This is a genomic window from Candidatus Poriferisocius sp. (assembly GCF_965208355.1).
Classification (GTDB): Bacteria; Actinomycetota; Acidimicrobiia; order Acidimicrobiales; family Bin134; genus Poriferisocius.
The window spans coordinates 16936-37675 of sequence record NZ_CBDBOM010000002.1; the positions used below are offsets into that span (position 1 = coordinate 16936).

Annotated in this window: 13 protein-coding genes and 1 tRNA gene; 6 read left to right on the forward strand and 8 right to left on the reverse strand. The window is 64.6% G+C overall.

Annotated features, from left to right (window positions below; all coding sequences use genetic code 11):
* Positions 1 to 78 precede the first annotated feature (78 nt).
* Together ACOGXH_RS00170 and ACOGXH_RS00175 are read left to right on the forward strand one after the other, a co-directional pair.
* The gene (locus ACOGXH_RS00170; protein ID WP_419927098.1) at positions 79 to 2862 is read left to right on the forward strand and encodes a PKD domain-containing protein; all 2784 of its coding nucleotides are present in this window, start codon (positions 79 to 81) and stop codon (positions 2860 to 2862) included.
* Between the two features lie 613 nt (positions 2863 to 3475).
* Entirely contained in the window at positions 3476 to 3811 is a 336-nt protein-coding gene (locus ACOGXH_RS00175) for a hypothetical protein (protein WP_419927099.1), read from the forward strand.
* Between the two features lie 442 nt (positions 3812 to 4253).
* On the opposite strand, the gene ACOGXH_RS00180 is transcribed toward ACOGXH_RS00175, so the two are convergent.
* On the reverse strand, positions 4254 to 4529 hold the full coding sequence (locus ACOGXH_RS00180; RefSeq protein WP_419927100.1) for a hypothetical protein: 276 nt from the start codon (positions 4527 to 4529) through the stop codon (positions 4254 to 4256).
* Positions 4530 to 4626: 97 nt separating this feature from the next.
* Positions 4627 to 4983, reverse strand: coding sequence for a helix-turn-helix domain-containing protein (locus tag ACOGXH_RS00185; protein WP_419927101.1), 357 nt, complete (start codon positions 4981 to 4983; stop codon positions 4627 to 4629).
* Positions 4984 to 5405: 422 nt separating this feature from the next.
* Here ACOGXH_RS00185 and ACOGXH_RS00190 point away from each other — a divergent pair, with 422 nt between their 5' ends.
* The 4 genes from ACOGXH_RS00190 to ACOGXH_RS00205 all read left to right on the forward strand — a co-directional run bounded on the left by ACOGXH_RS00190 (position 5406) and on the right by ACOGXH_RS00205 (position 10576).
* The gene (locus ACOGXH_RS00190; protein ID WP_419927102.1) at positions 5406 to 5600 is read left to right on the forward strand and encodes a helix-turn-helix transcriptional regulator; all 195 of its coding nucleotides are present in this window, start codon (positions 5406 to 5408) and stop codon (positions 5598 to 5600) included.
* Between the two features lie 443 nt (positions 5601 to 6043).
* A complete protein-coding gene (locus ACOGXH_RS00195) occupies positions 6044 to 7795 on the forward strand; it encodes a hypothetical protein (protein WP_419927103.1) in 1752 nt (583 codons plus the stop codon).
* A 76-nt stretch (positions 7796 to 7871) separates the two neighbouring features.
* Positions 7872 to 9032, forward strand: a complete 1161-nt coding sequence (locus tag ACOGXH_RS00200) for an AAA family ATPase (RefSeq protein ID WP_419927104.1) — start codon at positions 7872 to 7874, stop codon at positions 9030 to 9032.
* A complete protein-coding gene (locus ACOGXH_RS00205) occupies positions 9029 to 10576 on the forward strand; it encodes a DUF2201 family putative metallopeptidase (protein WP_419927105.1) in 1548 nt (515 codons plus the stop codon). The genes ACOGXH_RS00200 and ACOGXH_RS00205 overlap by 4 nt, the downstream gene beginning before the upstream one ends.
* A 173-nt stretch (positions 10577 to 10749) precedes the next feature.
* Here the strand turns inward: ACOGXH_RS00205 and ACOGXH_RS00210 are convergent.
* From ACOGXH_RS00210 to ACOGXH_RS00235, 6 genes are all read right to left on the reverse strand, one after another.
* A tRNA-Sec gene (locus ACOGXH_RS00210) sits at positions 10750 to 10845 on the reverse strand.
* Positions 10846 to 10894: 49 nt separating this feature from the next.
* The gene (locus tag ACOGXH_RS00215) at positions 10895 to 12415 is read right to left on the reverse strand and encodes an ABC transporter ATP-binding protein (RefSeq protein ID WP_419927106.1); all 1521 of its coding nucleotides are present in this window, start codon (positions 12413 to 12415) and stop codon (positions 10895 to 10897) included.
* Positions 12416 to 12472: 57 nt separating this feature from the next.
* Positions 12473 to 14581, reverse strand: a complete 2109-nt coding sequence (locus ACOGXH_RS00220) for a BMP family ABC transporter substrate-binding protein (protein WP_419927107.1) — start codon at positions 14579 to 14581, stop codon at positions 12473 to 12475.
* Between the two features lie 219 nt (positions 14582 to 14800).
* Positions 14801 to 16999, reverse strand: coding sequence for a glycine betaine ABC transporter substrate-binding protein (locus tag ACOGXH_RS00225; RefSeq protein WP_419927108.1), 2199 nt, complete (start codon positions 16997 to 16999; stop codon positions 14801 to 14803).
* Between the two features lie 155 nt (positions 17000 to 17154).
* Entirely contained in the window at positions 17155 to 19488 is a 2334-nt protein-coding gene (locus ACOGXH_RS00230) for an ABC transporter permease (protein WP_419927109.1), read from the reverse strand.
* Positions 19485 to 20708: a quaternary amine ABC transporter ATP-binding protein gene (locus tag ACOGXH_RS00235; protein WP_419927110.1), complete on the reverse strand. Its 1224-nt coding sequence runs from the start codon at positions 20706 to 20708 to the stop codon at positions 19485 to 19487. Before ACOGXH_RS00235 ends, ACOGXH_RS00230 begins: the two co-directional genes overlap by 4 nt.
* Positions 20709 to 20740: the final 32 nt, after the last annotated feature.

Below are 20740 nucleotides of genomic sequence, written 5' to 3' on the forward strand. Positions count from 1 at the left end.
GGCAACACTCCTAGCAGATCGCGGCGCTCTCTGCGGAACACGGCGATGCCAGGACCGAAGCACAGGAAGGCGAACAGCTTGCGCGTACCACTGCTCGCACTCGCCGCCCTGTCGGCGTGGGCGATCCCGGCAGCCGCGCAACAGGCCCAGTGGCCGCCGGTGGCAATCGCCCTCGTGGCTGATGTGACCACCGACCAGCAGACCGGGGTGACCACCGTGACACTGGACGGCTCGAGGAGCTTCGACCCCCAAGGCAGCATCACCCAATACGACTGGGAGGTGATGACCGACGCCTACGCCGGGTTCCCTGTGGCCCAGTCCCCCGCCGACCCCGCCAACAACATCCCCGCAGGGCTCACCGCCGAGTTCAGGCTGACCCGACAGGCCCTGGCAGCCAAACAGGCCTACTCAATCGAGTTCAGGCTGACCGTGACCGACGACGGCACCCCCAAGGCATCCGACAGCGCCACGGTGACAGCCGACATCAACCAAAGCCCGACTGCAGAGATCACGGTGGAGGCCTGGCTGCCGGCTCCCCGCGGCGAGCAGTTCTACGGCTTCGACGACGACGGCGACGGCGAAGTGGACGAGAATAGCGAGCGCTACACCCGACAAGGCGTCATCCACGGGCCCGGAGAGGCAGACAACGCCGACAACGAATGGGACATCCGGGAGGGCTCGCTGCTGGTGGTCGACGGAACGGCCAGCTCCGATCCCGACGGCCCGCTCCCCGACAGCGCGTTCAGCTGGGAGCGCATCTACGCCAGCGACATCCCCACCGTCACCGCCTCGGTGCCCGACGACACCGACAGCCGCAAGACGCTCAGCACCGACGACGACCCTGACACAGCCGGAACCACCGACGACGAGACGATCGCCCCGCTGCCGTTCACCGGCGGCGTCCGGGCCGACCCCTACTACCTATACTACCGGCTGACGGTCACCGACGACCACGGCGCATCAGCCACAGAGGTGGTCAAAATCGTGGTCCGCGACGCCCACGCCGACCCCCAAGTGGAAATCGAACACCCCGAATCAGACCCCGCGGCATCCACCGCCGAGGACCGCAGAGCCGGAATACAGCCCGCCGGAGAGAACCGGTACGTCATCTCAACAGACGCCGCCCACGAAGGGGTGGCCCTCATCGCCGTCGCCACAGGCGACGGGGCGGCCCGCACCCGCCTGCTGGAGCACACCTGGTCGGGAACCGGCATCGAGCCCGGCAGGTCGAACCGGCCAGGGTCGAGGACCACAGCGACATTCACCGCCCCCGAGGGCACAAAGGAGGGCGACGCGTTCACCGCCGCCGTCGAGGTGGTCGACCCCGGCGGGCTCACAGGGTCGGTCGCAGTGGAACTGGTGGTGGCCGACAACTCCCCGCCCACCGCCACCGCCCCCGACGACATCGACACCCCCGACGGCATCGACGGCGGCTACCCGCCCTCCGATCCCCCCACCGGGACGGTGAGCCTGCGGGGCTTCGCATTCGACCCCGACGGGGACCCGCTCGCATACCGATGGATGCAGGTGCGCACACCGTCGGGAGCCCCCCTGGACGTGACCTACAGAGGCCCCCGGCTGTCGCTGAGCGGGGCGACCACCCCCACAGCGTCGTTCAGACTGCCAGAGGTGACCACCGGCACCCAGATAGTCTTGTATGTGCAGTTCACCGCCGCCGACCGATGGGGAGTGGAAGCCTCCGACACCGTGCAGATAACAATCCGCGACGGCGACGACGACCTGAAGGCCCTCGCCGGCACAGACCAAACAGCCCAACCCGGCGAAATCGTCGTCCTGAGGGGCAACTTCAGCTCCGGGCTGGTCCGCGCTGACGCCATCAGCGCGGTTACATACAGCTGGGCCTACACCGGCATCGACACCCACCCCCGCACCGAGCACCGCCCCCCGATCACCGACGCCGAGGCCGCCGAGGGATTCGCCTACGGCAAGTGGTTCCCCAACGCCGACGGCACCTACGACTCCGCCGCCGGCGGCCGGGTCGGCAACGCCGACTCTCGGTTCCCCTACTTCATCGTCCCCGAACCGGGCGGATTCAACAGCGTCAAACTCACCTTCGAGCTCACCGTGCGAAGCGGCGCCGACACCGACACCGACACCATCGCAATCACAGTGGTCAACACGTTCTTCTCCGGGACCATCGACAGCCCCGACTACTGCGCGAACCTGAGCCTGGGCGGCCCGATTACCCACCCAATGGACCTCGACGGCGACGGTACAGCCGACGTCTGCTCGCTGAACACCACCAGACGCGCCGCCATCGCCCGCCAATACGCCCTCGAAAAACTCGCCACCCTCAACCCCGACGCGCTCACAGACGCCCTCCACGGGCCCCCCGACGACCCCACCACCCCCGACGCCGACGAATCCGACCCCGCAAAAGGCGCCTGCCACACCGCCCCCAAAGACCTCGACGGCGACACGCCCGAAGCACTCGCAGCCGACATCTGCGCCCCCCAAAACGCCGCCCGACGCGACCTGCCCCAGCAGCCCGGACCCGTCGACCCGTCCAGGGCCGCCCGCTTCTACTCCTCTTACATTGACAGCGCCTTCTTCTGCGCCAACTACGGCCTCGGCGGCCCGCGCCTTTATGCCCACGACAGCGACGGCGACGGCACCGCCGACACCTGCGCTCTTCCCTACACCCGCCGCGAGGCCGCCGCCCGCCAAGCCGCCCTGGAGGCGGCGTTCGCCGGCCACCCCCAATACCCCGCCGCCCTGGCCGCCGCGTGCAGGGCGCTCGGCACCCTCGACTTTGGCGACCACCCCGCCGACCTCGCCCAAGACCACTGCAACCCCGACCACGGCCGGCCCAAGGGCCAGCCCCTCCCCACTCCCGGATGACCTTCAGCCCCGACGCGCCCGGCTGGACTGGCGCGGCCCCTTTGAGCCATAACAGCGGCGCCGAAGCCCCTGCGGAGACTAGTGCCCTTCGGCGATCCTTCCCACAGATCGCGCTGGGTGCTTGGCAAGTCTGAAAGCTTTCATTGTCGTGATGTGCTTCCTCGCCCATCGGGAATCGGCCGAGGCCGCCAGCTGCATCAAAGCACCCATGTCTGCCCCCGTGATTCGGGCGTTTGTCGTCCGGTTCGCCCCGGGCACGCAATGCCCGCCGCCGCGGCGCGCATCAGCTCCGCGGCGAGTACCGGAGGGAGGTCTTGTTCGGGGGTTGCGCGAAATCGATTTCCTCTGGTCACAGGGTCGAATGTTCGCAGGTTTGGAGTGTGGATCACGAGAATCTGGAGCGGATTTTCCCCAATTTTGGAGTGGATCGGTGTCTCCCCAGGTCAGCGGCTGCGCGAAGCCATGCGATTCAGGCCCAAAGGCACTGCCGGTAGCTAGCTAGGCGCTATTGGAGCTTATACGGGAAAGTGGCGAACCCCCCCCTGAGCTGGGGTTATTTTGCTCCGCAACACTTATATACATCATAGAGACAGATTAGAGAAAGAAAGGAAAAATGGACGGGCCGAACAAGCTGTCAGCGCGGCGGAAAACTGCAGTCATATACAAGCCCCTCAACAGTCAGACGCTGAACGGAATCGAGGGCGACATCGACCGCTGGGTGGACGATGAAGGGGTGCTCCATGTGTTCTTGGCACCAGAGGGGAAGTTCTACCGTCGTCACAACGGATTGCCCGCCCAGCGGCGGGTGTGTCTTCGGATGCCATCCGATGGATGGCAAACACCCGCTCGCGCCGGTCACGTCGACATGATAGTTGCCGCTGTTGTTGAAGTGCAGAAAAGCAAATGCTTCCCCGGTGCTCGCAGCCCCAACTGCTCCAGCAACCACTAGTCCTGATCCACCAGTGAGCAGGACGGATGCACCGTCGACGGCAACGCTGACAGCTGCTCGGGGCCAGGTACCAATGTCGGCGGACTGGAATTCGGGTGATGTCCATGGGCCGAATCGGGCGGACAGGACCACTGCTCGTATCCGGGGTGGGCCTCACCTGTTGTTGGACCTCTGCGGTGCAGTGGTGGTGAACGGTGTCGTGGGTGCCGCTGCCGTCCCTGTGGGGGCGGGGATGCGCTAGCGGCAAGTGGGGTATGTCGGCTCCGTGACATACCACGTCGGCGCGCAGTGTTCTGTGCTCGCTCCAGTGGGCAGTGCACCGCCGGTTCGTTCCCATAACTGTGGCTGACATCAAGGCCGACTTGAAAGAGCTTCTGCGGCGCTCGGCAGATGTCTAGCTATGTCTATAAGTCCCTTCCTCTTACTACGTCGATGACTCCGATCACGGCCCCTGCTGTCCAGGGAACCCTCCTACGTCAGCGCACAGTCCCGACATGTGTCCCATCGCCTCGGCGGTGTCGGCCTCGGACCCGAACGCGGTGCGGGCCGCCGCAGCAGCGGAGGCCAAGAACGCGGTCTCGGCGTTGTCGGGGTCGTGGTCTGCTCTTGCGTCGCCCGCTAGAGAGCCGAGCGCTGCGTGGAGGGCATCCAGAGCGCCGGCCGGTTCGTCGATGGCCGGGTTGAGTTGGGTGGTGACGTGTGGGGGGAGGCGAGTCATCGTGCAGCAACGGGAATTCGATTGTCGGTGGCAATTGCGATTGTTTCCCCTTTAGGTCGTCGGTCAGCCTGCTGGTGTCCAGGTCACTCGACGCTGTTCATGTCGGATCAGTCTCGGAGCGGCTGGCTCCTTTTGCCCTGCGGTGCTCGCTGCCCCATAGGTCGACGTCGAGAGCGCATTCGAGGCGGGCGATGGAGTCGGCGTCGGGCCAGGTGATGCCATGGATGATGTTAGTGATGGTGGTGGGGGAAACCCCTGAGGCCTGGGAGGCCTCCAATCCGGTGATGCGATGAGGATCGCCCGTGGACTTGTATCTGAGGGCTTCCCTGAGGCGCCGGGCGACCGCCTGCATCAAGTGGGCGGTGGGCGGCGCGTCGTCGCTGAGGCAGGCGTAAGGCCATCCGCCGTCTTCGGCCCAGTGGTTCGGCTTCTTCCTGCCACGCTGTCTGGGCACAGCCAAACCATACCGCTGGAATAGCGGCTGGAGAGACAATGGCCTTGCTCGGATGCCTTCTTTCGCCCAGGTGTTGACTTTTTTTATTTATAAAATATACTGGTGGAGACTTGCAAGCCGGGAGGCCGCACCGGTCTGAGACTTCCCTTCAGTCTCTAGAACCTCTGCATCGGGACGTCCTCTCGGCTGCAAATCGGGGGGCTGGCGTGCTGGCCGGGTTCCGGAAAGGGAGCCCGGCTGCATGCCGGCCCGCAAAGCTCGCCGACAGCGGAGCCCGGACCGGGATGCACGGTGGCCCACGCCGGCCCACTGTCCTCACACCCGGCCGGCTAGGACAGCACCTGTCCTAGGGTGGCCCACGCCGGCCCAGGTGCAATCGGAGCCGGCGATCGAGAAGAGAAGCAAGGGAACAGGAGGAATCAATGGAAGCTGAAGTTCAGATCCTGCGAATCGGCCAGGTGCTGTGCATGACGGGCCTGTCGAAGACGACGCTGTGGAGGCGTGTGCGTGCCGGAGAATTCCCCGCTCCGGTGCGCCTAGGCGGGCCTCGCAGCCGGGCTGTGGGTTGGCGGCGTGCTGATGTGGAGCGTTGGATCGGCTTGCTGGACGCTGCGTAAGCGCTGAGGCCGCCAGGTGTGGGACCACCCCTGGCGGCCTCCTCTCAATCGGTGTGTCAATTGATCGAGGAGAATCAACTCTATCTCTACCTAAGACTAAGGCGCCCTTTGGCGAGGGGACCGGGAATTCAAGATGGCGCGTGGAACTGCAATCTCATCGCTGCCGCTCACCACAGCCGTTCCACGACGACTTCCGCGCCCAGACCGCAGCCGGCTCACCGGGGCGACCGTTCCCGAATGCTGAAATCGCAAGACCGAAAACGAGAGGATCCGCATGGCTTTGCAACCGACAACTCCGCTGACTGCGTGCTCCCGGGCAATCCGAAGGATGTGGCCTCTCCGCCAAGATCTTCGCCGCTCCTATCCCAAAACCAGACTGCGGCTCCTAAGGTGCGGGAGACCGCTGTTCGCATTCGGCACCGGAAAGCGGGGCAGTTGCGGCCATGGAGGGTGAAGCAGCGCCCCGCAAAGCGGATCGCCGGGTTTTGGTGTGCGATGGAGTGCGGGCCGTGTTCGCCCGCCGGACGGACGGCCTGTGGGGCTTGGCGAACGAGGCGGAGTTGGCGGTGTTGGAGGGTTTGGGCGGGCCGTCGGAGCCGATTAGCCGCCTTCGGGGGATGGGGGCGGCGCTGGAGGCCGGTGTGGCGGGTCCGGGTGACATCGCCGAGCTTGGCCGCTGCCTTCGGCGTGTGGCGGCGAGCACAGAGGTGTTCGAGGCGAGGGTGCCCCCGCATCTGGCAGCAGCGGTTACGGTCGCGTGCGCGTGGTGGGACCACTACGCAGCGGCGGAGTGGCTGGGCTGGGCGGTGTCGGCGCGCCTGGAGAGCAACCTGTCGGCCGAGGCGGGGGTGGGGCCGGGCTGGCTGGGCTGGGAGATCAATGCGGGGCTTCGGCCGAGAAGGGCTTGGTGGAACGGGTGTGGGTGGCTGGCGGGCCTCGGCGAAGGGTTTTGGGAGCGGCTGGCCTGCCACCGCGACGAGGCCGTGCGCCTGTCGGCCGAGGCCAGCGACCCCGACACCTCCCCGGCCCGGTTGAAAGAGATGGCGAAATGGACGCTTTGGGAGGTCGCCGATCTAGTGTGCTCGCATCCGCGCACCCCGGCAGGGGCGTTGAAGCACCTGTGCCGGTTTCACACCCAGCATCGGCCCGTGTACCGCACAGCGCAGAACGCCTCGGCCGACCCAGCGGTGCTGCGGTGGCTGTTCAGGGGCCGGTATCGGGGGAACTCCGGGCTGGTCGGGGATCGGGTCCTGTGGCTGTTGGCGGTGAACCCGAACACGCCCCGCGACGTTTTGGGGCGGCTGTCGCGCTCTAAGGACAGCGGCGTGTTGAGCTGGGTGGCCTGCCACCCCAACGCCGGTCGCCGCACACTTGAGCGCCTCGCCGGGCACCCGCAATGGATTGTGCGCCGCCCCATCGCCTGGAACCCGTCCGCCCCCGACCGGCTCATCGCATGGCTCGCCGCCGACAGGCACCGCGGAGTCCGTGCCGTGGTCGCGGAGCGCCGCGGCCTGCCCGGAGATGTGCTTGAGCAGCTGGCCGCCGACCGCAGCCTTGTGGTGCGCGCCGCCGCGGCGGCCAACCTCCAGTTGTGCGAACACATGGTGCGGCGGCTGGCCGAAGACCCCCATCCCAGGGTGCGCGCCTCCATCGCCCGCCGGGCTGACGCGCCTGAAGATGTGCTGGCCGCTTTGACTGAGGACGCCGATCCCGCCGTCCGGAAGGCCTTGGGGAACAACCCGTCCGCCTCGCCCGAAGCGGTCGCTTGCCTGGCCGAAGACTCCGACCTCGGGGTGCGAAGGGCGGTATGCGCGCGCCCCGAGGTTCCCGAGGACACCATCGGGCGGTTCGCCTGTTCCGAGGACGACTGGCTGCGATGGGGCGCGGCAGCGAACACCTCCACCCCGCCCGACGTGCTCGAAGCGCTGGTCGGCGACTCCGACAGCCAAGTCAAAGACGCCGCGGCCCGCAACCCGAACATCGACGAGGCCGTGCTGGAGCGCCTCGCAGCGCACCGCGACAAGTACATCCGCCACTCGGTGGTCGAGAACCCGTCGGTGCCCGACCGGCTCCTCGAACAACTTTGCGAGGACGAATGCGCAGTCGTGTTCTCAGCAGCCGCCTACACCCTCCGCGAACGCCGCGCCCAAAACGCTGCCCGCGAAAGAGCGGAACCGCTGGTACCTGTCGCATGACACGACGCAGAACGCTGTTGCCCGCAGCAGCGGGGCCAGGACACGAACGACAACCAGATGAGGAAAGGAACAGGACATGAGCGACGAGCAAGACGAGCAACTGCCCGCAGGCGAGCTGATCGCCGAATCCCAACAGGCGGTGCTGGCCGCGATGCAGGTGCTCCTGGCAGCGAAAGTCCCGGTGCTTTTGTGGGGCGATCCAGGAACGGGCAAGACCGAGACAATCGAGCGGTACGCGGCCACAGCCGGGTGGCCAACGACGACCGTGATCGTCTCGCTGCACGAGCCGACCGACTTCGGCGGACTGCCCGTCCGCACAGACGAAGGGGTGGTGTTCGAGCCACCCGCCTGGGCGCGCCGCGTGGCTGAGAGCCGGGAACCGCAGTTGGTGTTCTTCGACGAGGTCAACACCGCTCCGCCCGGCGTGCAGAACGCGCTGATGCGGGTCATTCTCGAAGGCCGGGTCGGCCAACTCGAGCTGGGCCAGGACGTGCGGTTCGTGGCGGCGGCAAACCCGCCCGAGCACAACATCGGCGCGTGGGACCTGTCCGCCCCCGTCGCCAGCCGCTTCGCCCACTTGCGCTGGCCCGTCTCATTGGACGAGTGGAAGCGCGGCTACCTGTCGGGCTGGCCCGACACCGGCCCGCTCGACATTTCCACTGACGCAGCGCCGGACCCCATAGCAGTCGCCGAGCACAAAGCCACCCAGGCCGCGTTCCTCACAGCCAGGCCCGATTTGCTGTCCGCCCCTCCTCGCCAGGGGATCCCCGTGGGGGGGTTCCCCTCGCCGCGCACCTGGGAGCGCACAGCCCGCTGTTTGGCCATCGCCCACGAAGCAGCGGCCGATGAGGAGACCGAGCTGCTGGTCGCCGCCTCGCTTTTGGGAACCGGGGCCGCGGCCGAGTACCTGGCCTATGAGCACAATCTGGATCTGCCGGACACCGATCAACTCCTCGCCGCCCCGGCCCTATTCGCCTCTTTGGAGCGCTCCGACCAGCGGCACGCCGCGCTCAGCGCGATCGTTGCCCGCGCCGCCGCCCAACCCAGCACAAGGCTGTGGAAGAAGGCTTTCAAGGTGTGCATCGCCGCGGCGCGCCAGGGAGTGCCCGACATCGCCGCAGCCGCGGCCATGCGCCTCGTCGAAATCAAACCCGCCGGAGTGGGTCTGCCCCCCGGATACGAGGTGTTCGCCGAAATCGCGGCTCAAATCCCCGCCGATGGTGACCTCGCAGCATGACCGCCCAATCCCCGACTCCTCATCTCGGCCCCCAACTCGGACGGAGCGGCACGGACACGGAGGGCCGCCAGAAAGTGGCAGCGGCGAGGCTGTGGATCGCCCGGCACCGCCCCTACTATTCGGCCGCGCTGTTCTCCTGCCCGCTGCTGTTCACCGACCAGGCCGACACGTTCGCCATCGACGAAAAATGGCGCATTCACGTCAATCCGTCCGTCGCCGCCTCCCTCAGCGTCGAAGAGGCCGCCGGCTCGCTCGCGCACGAGCTGAACCACGCCCTTCGCGGCCATCTCGAGCGGGGCCGCCGCGCCGGTGTTCCCATCGAACTGCACACGGTCTGGAACCTCGCGGCGGACTGCGAGATCAACAACGACCTTCGCGCCGACGACTTCCCCCTGCCACTCAAAGTCGTCTATCCGGAGGACTACAGCCTGCCGCCATCAAAGATCACCGAGACCTACTACCGGCTCCTCCTCCAAAGCGCCGAAACCATCGAAATCCCCGCCATCTGCTGCCACTCGGCCACCACCGGCCACGACATGCCGCACCCCCAGCCCGGCCTCAGCGCAGCCAGAAGACAACACCTTCGCCGCACGACCGCCCACGCGATCCTAGACCACCAACACCAGCACGGCTGGGGGTCGACCCCCGGTGGACTCACCCGGTGGGCCGAACACACCGCCGTCCCGACCGCCGACTGGCGGCGCATCCTCGCCGCCGAACTGCGACGCGGCATCCAACGCCAACCCGGAACAGGCCACTGGACCTACACCCGCCCGCCACGCCGCCCCCAAAACGGCCCCATCATCGCACCCGGAACCAACCAGCCCGCAGCCGATATCGCCGTTATTATCGACACCTCCGCCTCAATGCGCGGAACGGACCTCCAACAAGCCCTCGCCGAGACTCAAGCCGTCCTAAAGCACACCGGCGGCCAGCACCCCATCACAGTCCACACCCACGACACCAAAACCCACACCACACAACACATCATCAACGCCAACAGAATCGAACTCGCCGGAGGAGGCGGCACCGACATGGCCGCCGCCATCCACACAGCCGCAGCCATACAACCCCAGCCCGCCGTGGTCATCGTCATCACCGACGGCTACACCCCCTGGCCCCCCACCAGACCACCCGGCAGCAACGCCACCGTCATCGCCGTCCTCACAAAACCACAAACTGTCCAACACGTCCCCGACTGGATCACTATCATCACCGCAACCGCCCCCGGCCCATTGGCCCTCGATTGCCAGAAGGCAGGTTCAAGACGCTCAGGCCAAGCTCTGCCCCCTCAGAGAGGTTTATCTCAACGCGCCCTTCGGGCCATTAGCGCCGTTCAAGTCCCGCCATGGCGCAAGCGCCTGACTCAACAGGGCTCGGGCATCGGCCGAATTTCTTCGGAAACCTCCCGCACCAGCGCAGCGTCATTGCAAGAGCGCCAAGCCATCTGCAGATTTGGTGCCCCAAGGCACGCCGAAGCGAGAATCTCTCCATTTGCCGGTCAACTCGATGAGCCGAGCCGCCTGCCGGAACTTGACCACTAGCCTGAGCCTAGGGCCTGGCGTGGGTGCTATGGCCGACCAGTGGTGCCATTCATAACCCTGGTCACCGCGGCGCGAGCGCGCCCACAGATTTCTCATGGCATAACAACAGTGGTAACAGAAGTGGTAACAGAAAGCCAACAGACATATATAAGTCCAGGTCACAAGCCTTTACGTGGCGGAGGTGGACGGGAATCGAACCCGCCGGACGGGGATCGCCCGTCCCACCCGCTTTGAAGGCGGGGGAGCCCACCAGGTACTCAGACACCTCCCAGGAAGAGGTCAGCCTACTGCCGTTTGACCTGAACAGCCCAGGCTTGCCTATCCCGCTATCGCCGCGCCCTCTGGCTCGCCCACGCCGCTCATAAGCAGGCCCACCTGCTCGACAGTGGCATCGGCCCGGTCCATTCGGCCCATTACCGAACCTTCGTACATCACCACCAACCGATCGGACAGGGCCATCACCTCGTCCAAGTCTTCGCTGATCAACAAGATGGCCTTGCCCTGCGTTCGCTGGGTGAGCAGCTGCTCGTGGATGTATTCGGCTGCGCCGATATCGATGCCCCGAGTGGGCTGGGCCACCAGCAGCATCTCGGCATCGCCGCTGAACTCCCGGGCGATCACCACCTTCTGGATGTTGCCCCCCGACAGCTTGCGGGTGAGGGTGCTGGTGTTTGGCGTGCGAATCGAATAATCGCCCACCAGTTGCTTGCCGCGGGTCTCAATGGAGTTGAGGCTCAACAGCCCGTATCGCGCGTACGGCGGCTGGTCATAGTCGGCCAAGATCAGGTTCTCGGCCACGGTGAAGTCGCCGATGCTGCCGTACTTCATGCGCTCTTCGGGCACATAGGCCAAGCCCATCGACCGCACCTGCTTGGGAGTGGGGGTCTTTACCGGTTGGCCGTCGATGAACACTTCGCCCGACTCAATCTCCCGCAACCCGACGATGGCCTCGGCCAGCTCTCGCTGCCCGTTGCCCGACACTCCCACGATGCCGACGATCTCGCCGGCCCGCACGTCGATGTTCACATCGCGCACCGCCAGCTCCTCCCGGTCGCCCCGGATCCGGAGGTTTCTCACCTCCAGTTTGGGATCGCCCGGTTCCTGTTCAGCGAGGGTGCGGGTGAACTCCACCGGGCGTCCCACCATCATCATGGCCAGCGACTCCCTGCTGGACTCCGCAGGAGTGGTGCGCCCGGAGACTTTGCCGTCACGTAGCACGGTGATTTCGTCGGATATCTCCATCACCTCGTTCAGCTTGTGGGAAATGAACACCAGTCCTCTCCCATCGGAGCTGAGCTGTCGGAGGGTTACGAATAAGTCGGAGACCTCGGGCGGGGTCAACACCGCAGTGGGCTCGTCCAACACCAGCAGCCTCACGTTTCGGTACAGCGCTTTTACGATTTCGGCCCGCTGCCGCTCTCCCACCGCCATCTGCCAGATATAGGCATCGGGATCGACATGCAGTCCGAACTCCTCAGACACCTCTCGGATTCGCCGACGAATCGGCTGGAGGTTGGTAAGGCTAAGCGGTGTGCCCAGCCCCAAGGCCACGTTCTCGGCCACGGTGAGGGTGTCTACCAACATGAAGTGCTGGTGGATCATTCCGATGCCGGTATGAATCGCCACTGATGGCGAGTCGATGTTCACTGGGGAGCCGTCGAAGGTGATCGACCCCTCGTCGGGTTGGTAGAGCCCGTAGAGGATCTTTACCAACGTGCTCTTGCCGGCCCCGTTTTCTCCCAGAAGGGTATGAACCTGACCCGGCAGCACCGTGAAGTCAACGTCTTCGTTGGCCACCACGCCGGGGAAGCGCTTGGTAATACCGCGCATCTCCAGCATCGGTGCTGGCCTCGGCGCTGCCGAGTCAGTATTCATACTTTGCTTATAGTCTGAGCGTTACTGCCCAGTGGAGATTGACCCGTCGGACAGACCGGCGATGGTGTCCTCGGCTGAGGCCAGCACGTCGGCGGGGATGTCCATGGCGTCGTTGAACTGGATCTCCAGTCCTCCGCCATCGAAGGTCATGATGAAGGTAGTGCCACCCAAGGTGCCGCCCTTAACCTGATCGACCACTTCAGAGAGGATGACCTCCCAGCGGTACACCTGCGAGGCCACCACGATGTCGTCACCGAGTGCGGTCTGGTTGGCCTGGGTGCCGAACCACAGCACGCCGTTCTCCTGGGCCACTCCGGTGGCGCCCACCACCATCTGGGCCGAACCGGTCAGCACGTCGGCGCCGGCGGAGATGTGCGATTGGGCAGCTTCCGCGGCCAGCGCTACGTCGGCAAATGAACCGGTGTAGACGATGTTGACCTCGACGTCGGGATTCTGAGCCGTGGCTCCTGCGGCGAACCCGTCGACATAGAGCTTGGCGTCGCCCACCTCGATCGGACCGATCACGCCGATCACGTTGCTCTCTGTGAGCTGAGCGGCCACTACGCCGTTGACGTAGCCACCGAGATCGGAGCGAACCGAGTAGGAGTTCACGTTGGGAAGACCGAAGGTGTCCACCGCGGTGCCCCAGGCAAACGATACGTCGGGGAAGTCCGGGGCGATCTCCTGTAGCGGTCCGCCGTACTGGGAACCGTGGGCGATAACCAGGTCGTAGCCCTCTTCGGCATAGCCCCGAATGGCTGCGGCAGCGTCCTCCACAATGAAGGTGCCGTCGGTGATGGCAAATTCACTGATGTCCCCTGAAGCCACGAGAGCGTTCACCGCGTCGAACATGCTCTGCGTGAACGCCAGGTCGTTGCTCGCGCTTGGTGCCACCACCGCAACGCGGAAGGGCGCCGGGGGCGGCGGCGGGGGTGCAGGCGTGTATTCGGTGGCGGCTCTGGCTTCGGCGAGCCAGGCGTCGACGGCGTCGCGGTTGGCGGCGATCCAGTCGGCGGCGTGGCGGTTCACGTCGTCGGTGGTGTTCTCGCCGCCGTCGTAGAGCACGTTCTGAAGCGCCACGTCGACCACGCTGATCTGCACCAGCTCAAACAGCCTCGCTGCCGCCGGATTGGCCACCAGGAAGTCGTTGTTGGCCGTCACCTTGATGTCCGCGGAGTTGCGGTACAAGAAGCACGGATCGTTCGTGCACACATCGGTGCCCAGCGCGGCCGGAGCGGTGACCGCGAACCCCGGGTTGTCGGTGGACCCGTCGTGCACCTTGTCGGCCTCATGGGCCAGCCACATCACGTTGACACCCGGGATGAGCTGGGTGACATAGCCGCTGGGCGTCCAGGTGTAGCCAATGAACGGAGTGTCGGACTCGGTCCGAGACACCATCTCAGCCACCAGCGAGTCGTAGCCTCCGGCCTCCAACTGCTCCACCCGGCCGCTGTAGCCGGCCAACTCGATCGTCTCGTCCAGAGCCACCTTGCAGCCCCAGCCCTCGATGCAGGCCAAGACCTGGAGGACGCCGTCACCGGGATTCGGATCCACAGACTCGTAGAGCTCGAACAAGGCGTCGTCGTTCATGATCTGATCGAACGTGGTGATCCCATGCTCGTCAACCAGCGACTTGTTGGTCAAAAGCCCCTCAAGACCCCCGGCGTTGATCTGCTGGCCCACCACCGACACATGCTGATTGACCAAGGACCCGTCGGGCATCTCCCCGTTGAGGAACGGATCGTGGTTCGGATACCACGAGTTCACCCAGAAGTCGAACGCCCCCTCGGCCATGGCCACATACGCGTTCGCCGGCGCCAACTCCAAATCAGCAGGCTCGCTCACCTCATAGCCCAGCTCCTCCAACAGGTGGTGATAGATAGCCGCCTGCATATAGCCCGTCGTCCAGTTCGCCCGAGCCTGAGTAACGCTGACACCCTCACCCGGCATCGCATCAGCCGGAGCCTCCTCAGCCGGCGCAGCCGGAGCCTCCTCAGCCGGCGCAGCCGGAGCCTCCTCAGCCGGCGCAGCCCCCGGCTCGTCGTCGTCATCATTGCCGCAAGCCGCAGCAACCAGCCCAAAGACCAGAAAAATGGCTAGCAAAGCTCGCCACAGGTTTCGCTCTCTCATCAGTTACCCTCCATTTGAAGTCAAGCTTGGCCCGCTCAAACGCGCGCCAACCCGCCTAGGGGCCACACCCTAAACCAAACCAGGCTTGAACGCTAGAGACTCCAATAAGAATGTTCCAGACTGATACGGGGTCCGCTCCACGTTATGAGGGGCGGGGCCGAAGCCCCGCCCCTCATTCGTCCTTCAAGCCCTAAGGCCTGATTTCGAGCATTTGAGACGTCAGCCTGCTGCCCGGGCCTCTGCGAGCCAGCCGTCGACGAGGTCGCGGTTGGCGGCGATCCATTCGGCGGCGTGGCGGTTCACGTCGTCGGTGGTGTTCTCGCCGCCGTCGTAGAGCACGTTCTGCAACGCCACGTCGACCACGCTGATCTCCACCAGTTCCAGCAGCCTCGCCGCCGCTGAATTCTCGGCCAAGAAATCGTTGTTGGCCGTGACCTTGATGTCGGCGGAGTTGCGGAACAGGTAACACGGATCGTTCGTGCACACATCGGTACTGAGCGAAGCGGGAGCATCGACCGCGAAGCCCGGATTGTCGGTCGAGCCGTCGTGCACCTTGTCGGCGTCGTGGGCCAGCCACATCGCGTTGACACCCGGGATGAGCTGGGTGACATAGCCGCTGGGCGTCCAGGTGTAGGCAATGAACGGCGTGCCGGACTCGGCCCGGGACACCGCCTCGGCGATCACCGCGTCGTAGCCGCCGGCCTCCAACTGCTCCGCTCGGTCGGCGTAGCCAGCCAACTCGAGCGTCTCAGCCAAAGCCACATAACAGCCCCAGCCCTCGATGCACCCAAGGATCTGGAGGACGCCGTCACCGGGATTCGGGTCGGTCGACTCGTACAGCTCGAACAAGGCGTCGTCGTTCATGATCTGATCGAACGTCGTGATCCCATGCTCATCGACCAAGGACTTGTTGGTCATCAGCCCCTCAAGACCGCCGGCAAGCATCTCCTGGCCCACCACCGACACATGCTCGTTGACCAAGGACCCGTCGGGCATCTCCCCGTTGAGGAACGGATCGTGGTTCGGATACCACGAGTTCACCCAGAAGTCGAATGCCCTCTCAGCCATGGCCACATACGCGTTCGCCGGCGCCAACTCCAGATCAGCAGGCTCGCTCACCTCATAGCCCAGTTCCTCCAACAATTGGCGGTAGATGGCAGCCTGCATATAGCCCGTCGTCCAGTTCGCCCGAGCCTGAGTAACGCTGACACCCTCACCCGGCGTCATGTTCATCTCATCAGCCGCCGGGGCTGCGGGTGCAGGCGTGTATTCGGTGGCGGCTCTGGCTTCGGCGAGCCAGGCGTCGACGGCGTCGCGGTTGGCGGCGATCCAGTCGGCGGCGTGGCGGTTCACGTCGTCGGTGGTGTTCTCGCCGCCGTCGTAGAGCACGTTCTGAAGCGCCACGTCGACCACGCTGATCTGCACCAGCTCAAACAGCCTCGCTGCCGCCGGATTGGCCACCAGGAAGTCGTTGTTGGCCGTCACCTTGATGTCCGCGGAGTTGCGGTACAAGAAGCACGGATCGTTCGTGCACACATCGGTGCCCAGCGCGGCCGGAGCGGTGACCGCGAACCCCGGGTTGTCGGTGGACCCGTCGTGCACCTTGTCGGCCTCATGGGCCAGCCACATCACGTTGACACCCGGGATGAGCTGGGTGACATAGCCGCTGGGCGTCCAGGTGTAGCCAATGAACGGAGTGTCGGACTCGGTCCGAGACACCATCTCAGCCACCAGCGAGTCGTAGCCTCCGGCCTCCAACTGCTCCACCCGGCCGCTGTAGCCGGCCAACTCGATCGTCTCGTCCAGAGCCACCTTGCAGCCCCAGCCCTCGATGCAGGCCAAGACCTGGAGGACGCCGTCACCGGGATTCGGATCCACAGACTCGTAGAGCTCGAACAAGGCGTCGTCGTTCATGATCTGATCGAACGTGGTGATCCCATGCTCGTCAACCAGCGACTTGTTGGTCAAAAGCCCCTCAAGACCCCCGGCGTTGATCTGCTGGCCCACCACCGACACATGCTGATTGACCAAGGACCCGTCGGGCATCTCCCCGTTGAGGAACGGATCGTGGTTCGGATACCACGAGTTCACCCAGAAGTCGAACGCCCCCTCGGCCATGGCCACATACGCGTTCGCCGGCGCCAACTCCAAATCAGCAGGCTCGCTCACCTCATAGCCCAGCTCCTCCAACAGGTGGTGATAGATAGCCGCCTGCATATAGCCCGTCGTCCAGTTCGCCCGAGCCTGAGTAACGCTGACACCCTCACCCGGCGTCATATTCACCTCATCGGCCGCGGGGGCATCATCGGCCGCCGGCGCATCATCGGCCGCGGGGGCATCATCGGCCGCCGGCGCATCATCAGCAGCCGGCGCAACCCCCGGATCATCGTCATCATTTCCGCAAGCCGCAGCAACCAATGCGAGAATTGCAACTAGCGCGAGCCAAAACTTCCAATGCTTCCTAATAAGCATGCTTCCCTCCAAAATTTTCTTCTCCCGCCAACGGAGAAACGCCTGAAGCTGGCAGTTAGAACGCTAGTCCAATGGCCCCAAGGGCACAAGAGCCGTCTTTCTTACTCGATAGCGGCCGCTTCTCCCTCAGGCACCGCTTCGGATTCGTCGACGGCGACGTACTCCTGAGTTCGGTCGAACTCCGAAAGCACATTTGCGGTACTGGAAATGAGAAGAACCCCAGCAATCAGGCAGAGGAAGGAGCCAGCGCCGGTGTCTAACTGGGCGTCAGCCACCCTGACCGACGAAGCGATCCAAACGGTCGGAATCACCAAGAGCGCCACGCCCGTACTGGCAACGATTGCATTCCAGCGCCACCGCCGGCGATATTCGCTCCCAAACACACCAGATGCAGGCAAGGCAAAGCCGAGACCCAGGGCAGCGAGCCCAATGGCCAGATAGCCATACCTGGTACCGGTGTCAACAAAACCGTCGGTAATGACTTTGCCGGTCTGCTTGGCCTCGTTGGCGATCCTGCTGATGTCTTGGGCCAGCTCAGCGGAACGGGATGGATCATCCCGGGCCTCTTGGCGCAAAGCCTCGATCTGCGCCTCCGCGACCGGATCGGGAATAATGCCTGCCCCAACACGGACATCGAAGAGCCAGGCCGAGAACCCGCAGATCACAGCCAAGGCTACGACAACAGCTGCTACACCGATCTGACCGCGTGAAACTCCGGCCCGCAGTGGTCTGAGCGCGGTGTACGGCGCCCGCCTGAGCCAAATCACCGCGCCAACTACGGCAATCGCGCCGCCCACCGCCGCTATCCACGGACCGATGCCTTCGCTATAAGAGGCATTGGCCCTCGCAGCCGGCGCCCATAGGTAGGCGACGGCTGCGGCCAACGATCCGAAGGTCAATGCCAACATGCCGTTGGACCTGAAAAGGCGGGGTCCTCGACCCGGTCGTCTCAGGTTGTTCACCGCAGCCGCGATGACCAAGAGCGCAAATCCGAAGACGGCTATGCCATAAAACGACCCCCCGGACGCACTGAGGCCGTTGAAGTCGCGCCCCTCCAGAGAATTTGAAAGCCGGGCAATCTCGTCGTCTAGGTCGGCAACGGCGGCGGCGGCCTCCTCGTCTTCGAGACCCTCCGATCCGGCGGCGGCCAGCACAGCCACCCGCTGGTTCTCCAGTCGCTCGACTGCGGCTGCGTTTTCGGCTGGCGGGCTAACGCTGGCTGCTTGCAGCTCGACCTCACCGGGCGATCCCACCGGGTCGACCTCTACATACTCCCAGCGTCCCGTGTCCACCAGGCGGGAGTAGCCGGAGATCTTCCCCGAGTCGTGCCCCCAAGGCAGGAAGACCGCAATGACAGCAATGATCGCCCCAGCAGCTGCGATTGTCAGGCCGCGGCGCTCGGCTGTGGACAGCGGAGTGGGTTGGCTACGGGTCTTGGCCACCGCGCCGATGACCGCTGCTTGCGGCAACAGCGACTCGGGGTCCTGGCGATGGGCCCAGGCCCGGCGAACCCGCGTGAACAGGTTCTCGGGATCGCTGTCTTCGGATTGCGAAATGCGATCCAGCACCAAAGCCACGATGTACAGAGCCAGACCGGCAGAGGCGCCTCCTGCGACATCGAGATTCTGGACGGACCGAAAAACCAGCAGACCGAGCCCGCCAGCCCCCATGATGGCGGCGATTCCCAACATCGAGATCGACAACAGCAGCGTCTGATTTAGCCCAGTCATGATGGCGGGTCGGGCCAAAGGCAGCTGTACGTCAGACAGCACCCGCCACTCCGGTGCCCCGTAGGCCCGACTTGCCTCCACCACATCCTCAGGCACTTGTCGAATGCCGAGATTGGTCAGGCGTATCAGCGGCGGCACCGCAAACACCATGGTGACCATCGTGGCCGGTACAAGGCCGAGGCTGAAGAAGAAAATGACCGGCAACATGTAGACAAACGGGTGAACTACCTGCATGGCGTCCAACACAGGGCGAACCGAATTCCATACGCCGTCGATGCGCCCGCTGAGAATGCCAACGGGAATGCCGATAATGGCGCAGAGCACGACAGCGACAACGATCATGCCCACAGTGAGGGCGGTCTCCTCCCAATACTCGCCGCCCAGTAGGCCACAGAGCGCCAAAAGACCGGCAACGAATCCGCCTACCTTGACGTTGCGGAGCAGGGTTCCGAAGGCGAATGCCAGTGCGCAAACGCCGATCCACGGCATGTCGGTGATCTGCCACCAGGGATAGTGGCCGGGGCCATCAACGAAGTTGCGGAACAGAAAATCGAAGGGCCACTCGATGATGTTGAGCAGCCAGTCGAGGTTGAGCTTGATCCAATCGACCATCTGGTCGACCCATTCCCCGAAGGGAACCTCCCACTGGTCGAGAACCTTGTTGTCGGCGATGCCGGGAGACTCCGACTGGGCCAGAAGACTCACAGGAACACCTCCCTCTCGAAACCTTCGATGAGGTTCTCGACCCGGCCCATCTCCTCCATGATGTGACGGGGGTCTAGGTTTCCGACCAGCGTCCCTGATTCATCGCACACTGCGATGGAAAGGCCGCGTCCGCAGGCGGCATATACCTCGTTGAGCCGGTCGTTTGGGCTACAGCGCTCGAAATCGGTACGAAGTGCAGCGGCCAGATCGGTGGTTCCCATACTCGCGGCCCGAGCTGCATCTTCGACGCAGAGCAGGTGGGTGGGTGCCCCCGCGGCATCCAGAACGAACGCGCCAATGCGGTCGCCCATGGCACCAAGGGCCTCGGCGATGGTGGCGCTGGCGGCAACTGGCGCCGGCCGTTGCATTACCTCGTGTACCTGGATGACGCGGCCCTGGTCGACGTCCTGCACGAACTCGGCCACATACCCAGTGGCAGGCTCGGTGAGAATTTCCTCGGGCGTGCCGATCTGCACAACGGCCCCGTCTTTCATAATGCACACCCGGTCACCGATGCGCAGGGCCTCATTGAGATCGTGGGTGATGAACAGAATGGTCTTCTGAAGCTCACTCTGAATCTCCAGCAATTCGTCCTGCATCTGACGACGAATCAACGGGTCAAGAGCGCTGAAGGCTTCGTCCATCAGCAGTATTTCGGGGTCCGACGCCAGTGCTCGGGCCAAGCCGACCCGCTGCTGCATACCACCGGACAGTTCCGACGGCATGTTCTGCGAATAGGCGTCGAGGCCAACCAACGCCAACGCCCGCATGGCCGCATCGCTGCGGGCGGTCTTGTCTACGCCCTGGACCTTGAGGCCGTAACTCACGTTGTCGATGACGTTGCGATGAGGGAACAGTGCGAAGTGCTGGAAGACCATCCCCATTTGGCTCCTGCGGAATGCTTGGAGCTCTGAGCCCTCAAGGGTTTGCACGTCGGTGCCCTCAACCGTGACGGTGCCGGCGGTGATGTCGTGAAGCTTGTTGACAGTGCGAATAGCGGTGGACTTGCCCGACCCCGACAGGCCCATCACTACGAATATCTCACCCCTGGGCACCGAAAAAGACACGTCGTGGAGGCCGACTACGTGCCCAGTCTCGGCCTGCACCTCGTCTTTGCCCATCCCCGAGCTAGCTAACTCGAACGCCCTTCCTCGGGGTTGGGGGCCGAAGATCTTGTAGACGCTGTCCAGCACGATGATGTCATCGCCCACCTGTGCCATCAGGACTCCTCCCACCAACTGATGCTCTGCAA

Coding starts and splice junctions, on each gene's coding strand:
- ACOGXH_RS00215 (WP_419927106.1), bottom strand. CDS start 12,415: ATGCTGGAGATGCGCGGTATTACCAAGCGCTTCCCCGGCGTGGTGGCC.
- ACOGXH_RS00200 (WP_419927104.1), top strand. CDS start 7,872: ATGAGCGACGAGCAAGACGAGCAACTGCCCGCAGGCGAGCTGATCGCC.
- ACOGXH_RS00235 (WP_419927110.1), bottom strand. CDS start 20,708: ATGGCACAGGTGGGCGATGACATCATCGTGCTGGACAGCGTCTACAAG.
- ACOGXH_RS00180 (WP_419927100.1), bottom strand. CDS start 4,529: ATGACTCGCCTCCCCCCACACGTCACCACCCAACTCAACCCGGCCATC.
- ACOGXH_RS00175 (WP_419927099.1), top strand. CDS start 3,476: ATGGACGGGCCGAACAAGCTGTCAGCGCGGCGGAAAACTGCAGTCATA.
- ACOGXH_RS00190 (WP_419927102.1), top strand. CDS start 5,406: ATGGAAGCTGAAGTTCAGATCCTGCGAATCGGCCAGGTGCTGTGCATG.
- ACOGXH_RS00195 (WP_419927103.1), top strand. CDS start 6,044: ATGGAGGGTGAAGCAGCGCCCCGCAAAGCGGATCGCCGGGTTTTGGTG.
- ACOGXH_RS00220 (WP_419927107.1), bottom strand. CDS start 14,581: ATGAGAGAGCGAAACCTGTGGCGAGCTTTGCTAGCCATTTTTCTGGTC.
- ACOGXH_RS00205 (WP_419927105.1), top strand. CDS start 9,029: ATGACCGCCCAATCCCCGACTCCTCATCTCGGCCCCCAACTCGGACGG.